Origin of the sequence: Komagataeibacter europaeus LMG 18890 (genome assembly GCF_000285295.1) — a bacterium.
Classification (GTDB): domain Bacteria; phylum Pseudomonadota; class Alphaproteobacteria; order Acetobacterales; family Acetobacteraceae; genus Komagataeibacter; species Komagataeibacter europaeus.
Genome location: NZ_CADP01000192.1, coordinates 1 through 3362 on the forward strand (window position 1 = coordinate 1; position 3362 = coordinate 3362).

The window sequence follows — 3362 nt, forward strand, 5'->3', positions numbered from 1 at the left end:
ACCCGGCCGCCAACTGCTGGCGCTTCTACCATCTGTCGCTGCAGCCTGACCTGTTCGGCGGAACCGCCCTGGTGCGGCAGTGGGGGCGGATCGGGACGGCTGGCCGGCAGGTCTGCGAACTGCATGACGATGCCGGGCAGGCGTTCGACGCCCTCGCCCGCCAGCTCCGGGCCAAACGCCGGCGGGGCTACCGCGACAGGGCGGCCGGATGAGCGGCACCTCAAAACCGGGACAGCGGGTGACCCCGGCAGGCGCCCCCGGCGGGATGCAGTTGTTCGACCGCGACGGGAGCCGCAAATACCTCACGGTTGCCGAGCGGGCGCGGTTCCTGCGCGCGGCCGAGCAGGCGCCGCGCGAGGCCCGCACGCTGTGCATGACCCTGGCCTGGTCGGGCTGCCGCCTGTCCGAGGCCCTCGCCCTGACGGCGGACCGGGTGGATCTCGCCGGCGGCGTGCTGGTGTTCTCCACGCTCAAGAAGCGCCAGGACGGGATCTATCGCGCCGTGCCGGTGCCCCCCTCCTTGCTCGAGGCCCTGGATCTGGTGCATGGCATCCGCGAGGCCCAGCGTCGGCGAGGCCGTGGAGCGGCCGCCCGGCTGTGGCCCTGGTCCCGCATGACCGGCTGGCGGGCGGTGCATGCGGTCATGGACGCCGCCGGCCTGTCCGGCCCGGCCGCGTCCCCCAAGGGCCTGCGCCATGCCTTCGGCGTTGCCGCCGTCTCCAGCGGCATCCCCCTCAACATGGTGCAGAAATGGCTCGGTCACGCCCAGCTCTCCACCACCGCCATCTACGCCGATGCCGTCGGCGCCGAGGAGCAGGATATCGCACGGAAAATGTGGGAGTGATTTTCTGTCATTCTCTCTTGTAGATAGAGCAGATTTTCACGTATGACCACATGCAAACATGAGGTCATGTAAGGACGTTCACATGCCAACAATAGCGATTATCAGCCAGAAGGGTGGGGCTGGAAAAACCACTCTGGCCTTGCATCTGTCTGCTGCGGCTGAGGATGCTGGCCATACAGCATTGGTGATTGATGTGGACCCACAGGCGACGGCGAGCCAATGGGCCGCATGGCGTAAGGATGCTCCGCCGGTTGTAATTGACAGTGCTCCGCCTCGTCTCGCGGCTAAGATCGGACAGGCAATGAGTCAGGGTGCTGAGTTCATCGTGATTGATACTCCGCCTCACGCTGATAGTGCGGCTAGTGCTGCCGTTGAAGTCGCCGATTTGGTATTAATTCCATGTCGGCCGAGTGCGTTCGATCTGGCAGCAATCAAAACGACTGCCAGCCTTATAAAAATGCGTGGCAAACCAGCCTTCGTCGTTTTTACAGCGGGAAGTCCGACTGCTCCACGTATGTATGAGGAGGCCACACAACTCGTACAAAGTTACGGACTGAACGCATGTCCACATATTATCGCTGATCGTGCAGTTTTCCGTCATGCTGCGGCGGAAGGGAAAACTGCAATGGAAGTAGAGCCTAAAGGCAAGGCGTCTGATGAGGTAAGGCTGCTTTACAAGTGGGCATGCAAGCATGTAAACATGCAATCATCAAGGAAGCGGAGAGCTAGTGCATGAGCCGGAAGGGGTCTCTACTGTCGTTGCGGGATCGTGATTCCGTAATATCGCCGGTTGCAGTTGCATCAGAAAGCAAGGTTGCTGCTACCAATGTTGTTGGTACAGCCGGCAAGCAGGTTGCGCCGAGCCGTCAGGGCAAGAAAGCCATGACCGGCTATTTTAGTCCGGAAATGTCATTTGCTATGCACATGACCGCCAGAAAGCATGGGATGAGTTTACAGGATGCGATGGCTGACGCGTTTAACGACTGGCTACGTAAGATGGGAGAAAGTCCTGTGGGCAAGTAGGCATGTTTACGTGCGGTCATGTTTGCATGTAAGCATGCACACTTGCTGGCGTATGCCGGAATCAGCGTATTGGGTTGCGTTCGTGCCGTTTTTTACAAAAGCCAATAAAGGCTCCGGCAGGGCTTTTAAGCTCTGGTTTTCCCATGTCGTGCCACCATGAAACCCATTCGTCATGGAGAGCATAGATGTCATATCCAGGCGCAACGGTTTTAGCGTCATGCATGGTTTCGGGGTCGATGTAGGGAGCATCCCTCATAGGGGCGATAACATCGCCCTTTGTTTTAAGGCTCAAACGGTTGCGAAATAGAATGATGTCATCGGCCATTGTGATGGCATAGTCAGGAAAATGGGCATGACTGGTGTCATGCGCACAAACTTTCTTAACCAAGGATCGAAAGACGCGAAGCGGGCTATTTGAGCCACATTTTTTTTGCAGCAGCTCTAATCCGATCTTCCATTCATCTTTCATACCGCAGTGTTTGCGGGCGAGTTCGTACATGCGTCGTTCGAACGGTTTACGAAGTCGGAAATAGTCTCGGTGAAGTGTGAGGACATTCTTGCTGATGACTGAACGATAGACCCAATCTGACAGAGTGATTTCAAGATCAAGCATTCGGCCGTCAAACGTCTTACGGGTGATTCTAGCTTCTTCGATCAAACCGAAAATTCGAGTTTCTTCAATGCCGCCTGTTTGAATGTTGGTTCGCACGGTTGTTCCGCGCAAGCGTGTCAACGCGTCGGTCAGTAGCCTATAGCCTGCTCCGCTGGTTTGACGATTGGTAGCGACCAGCATGTCATAGGCTTGAAGGCGGAGTGTTCGGCTAGGTTGTTCGCCGTGATTCATTTTCGCAACGAGCTGAGAGATGCAGTAGATGAGGATATCCTTGTCATGGATCGTTGCCAGCCCTTTGCCAGACGGGATGATCTCTATGATATTCCCATTGTGTTCATAGCGTCGCATCCGGTTGTCTGGCTTGGTCGAGAGCGAAAAAACTGGATGCTCCATTGACGCCATATCATCTTTGGGAATGGCATCGAGCACGTCACAAATGAATAGATCCTGATTTGGATGGCGGACTGGAAGGAGGGGCGTGCGATCATCACCTTCCACCGCCAGAGAAGGCGCAATGTCGAACAAGGAAGGAGAAGATTCTATCGTCATTTCAATTACAGATAGCTACTATCGTCACTTCACATACGCAAGTCAATTATCGTCATTTTAGATTCAGGCTGAGCTTATCGTCATTTCAATTACGCATACTTGCTATCGTCATTTTAGATTCAGTTTATCGTCATAGTGGATTCAGTTTATCGTCATAGTGGATTCACAGGACGATAGAATCTCTCGATAAAACCGTTATTATTCAGCCTGTTATTTGAACTATAAAAATCCGTAACACCATTTAAACACCTATTTAAACACTCTGAGCCTGTGGATAACTCATAAACCTCAAAAATTTGCAGCCAAATGAACCCAAGCACCGCCTCTTGGGGG

6 protein-coding genes are annotated in these 3362 nt (G+C 54.8%); 4 read left to right on the forward strand and 2 right to left on the reverse strand.

Annotated features, from left to right (window positions below; all coding sequences use genetic code 11):
* The 4 genes from GEU01_RS20310 to GEU01_RS20325 all read left to right on the forward strand — a co-directional run.
* Positions 1-212 (forward strand): WGR domain-containing protein (locus GEU01_RS20310; RefSeq protein WP_019087503.1); only part of this gene is annotated, 212 nt, incomplete at its 5' end.
* A complete protein-coding gene (locus GEU01_RS20315) occupies positions 209-844 on the forward strand; it encodes a tyrosine-type recombinase/integrase (protein WP_019087504.1) in 636 nt (211 codons plus the stop codon). The genes GEU01_RS20310 and GEU01_RS20315, both read left to right, overlap by 4 nt.
* Before the next feature lie 82 nt (positions 845-926).
* Positions 927-1580 carry a ParA family partition ATPase gene (gene parA, locus GEU01_RS20320; protein WP_019087505.1) on the forward strand — a complete coding sequence of 218 codons (654 nt, stop codon included), beginning with the start codon at positions 927-929 and terminating at the stop codon, positions 1578-1580.
* Positions 1577-1867 carry a ribbon-helix-helix domain-containing protein gene (locus GEU01_RS20325; protein ID WP_019087506.1) on the forward strand — a complete coding sequence of 97 codons (291 nt, stop codon included), beginning with the start codon at positions 1577-1579 and terminating at the stop codon, positions 1865-1867. Before parA ends, GEU01_RS20325 begins: the two co-directional genes overlap by 4 nt.
* Before the next feature lie 61 nt (positions 1868-1928).
* Here the strand turns inward: GEU01_RS20325 and GEU01_RS20330 are convergent, their stop codons facing one another.
* Together GEU01_RS20330 and GEU01_RS27135 are read right to left on the reverse strand one after the other, a co-directional pair.
* On the reverse strand, positions 1929-3029 hold the full coding sequence (locus tag GEU01_RS20330; protein WP_026018911.1) for a replication initiator protein A: 1101 nt from the start codon (positions 3027-3029) through the stop codon (positions 1929-1931).
* Positions 3030-3181: 152 nt separating this feature from the next.
* Positions 3182-3362 (reverse strand): hypothetical protein (locus GEU01_RS27135; protein ID WP_232272647.1); only part of this gene is annotated, 181 nt, incomplete at its 5' end.

Coding starts and splice junctions, on each gene's coding strand:
- GEU01_RS20315 (WP_019087504.1), top strand. CDS start 209: ATGAGCGGCACCTCAAAACCGGGACAGCGGGTGACCCCGGCAGGCGCC.
- parA (WP_019087505.1), top strand. CDS start 927: ATGCCAACAATAGCGATTATCAGCCAGAAGGGTGGGGCTGGAAAAACC.
- GEU01_RS20325 (WP_019087506.1), top strand. CDS start 1,577: ATGAGCCGGAAGGGGTCTCTACTGTCGTTGCGGGATCGTGATTCCGTA.
- GEU01_RS20330 (WP_026018911.1), bottom strand. CDS start 3,029: ATGACGATAGAATCTTCTCCTTCCTTGTTCGACATTGCGCCTTCTCTG.